Source organism: Priestia sp. ST2, assembly GCF_055810735.1.
Window position 1 is genome coordinate 1 of sequence record NZ_JBVVNT010000031.1, and the last position, 928, is coordinate 928.

Consider the following 928-nt stretch of genomic DNA (forward strand, 5'->3'; position numbering starts at 1 on the left):
ACATGAGCAAACAAAAAACGACTGAACTAAGAAAAAATGTAGCACCTTTTGAAAAACCCAATACAAAATCGAGTATAAAGCAATTGATAAACACATTCCTTCCGTTTTTCCTACTTTGGTTTCTAGCTTATCAAAGTTTGTCCGTTTCTTATTGGCTAACATTGCCATTAGCTATTGTTACAGCCGGGTTCGTCGTCCGAATCTTTATTATTTTCCATGATTGTTGTCATCAATCATTTTTCAAAAGTCGAAAAGTCAATAATATCCTTGGTACAATTAGTGGGGTTATCACCATGTTTCCATATGAACAGTGGAAACGAAGCCACTCGATTCATCATGCCACGAGTAGCAACTTAGATAAACGGGGAACTGGTGATGTGTGGGTCATGACAGTTGATGAGTATATTGCAGCTTCCTACTGGGGCCGGTTAGCTTACCGAGTTTACCGCAATCCAATTATTATGTTTGGATTAGGCCCCATCTATCTTTTCTTAGTTTCTAACCGATTGAATCGAAAAGATGCGAAACGAAAGGAACGTTTGAACACATATTTAACAAATTTCTCAATTGTTGCAGTGTATGCACTTTTATGTTGGGGTATTGGTTGGCAAGCTTTTCTGCTCGTTCAAGCTCCCATCCTTTTTGTAGCAGGATCACTTGGAATTTGGCTATTTTACGTACAGCATCAATTTGAGGATTCCTACTTTGAAAACGAAAAGGAGTGGGATTACGTGAAGGCTGCGGTTGATGGTAGCTCCTATTACAAGCTTCCTAAAGTTTTACAATGGGTAACAGGTAATATTGGTTTCCATCATGTACATCACTTGGCTCCAAGAGTTCCAAACTATAATTTAGAAAAGGCGCATGAGTCTACGCCACCATTACAGAAAGCAACAACAATTACACTAAGCACAAGCTTGAAGTCCCT

General features: G+C 38.9%; 1 protein-coding gene. It reads left to right on the plus strand.

The window, feature by feature from the left end; all coding sequences use genetic code 11:
* Nucleotides 1–2: 2 nt before the first annotated feature.
* A partial coding sequence (gene desA, locus AC0KUU_RS29940; RefSeq protein WP_473454049.1) for a Delta(5) desaturase DesA occupies nucleotides 3–928 on the plus strand: 926 nt, incomplete at its 3' end.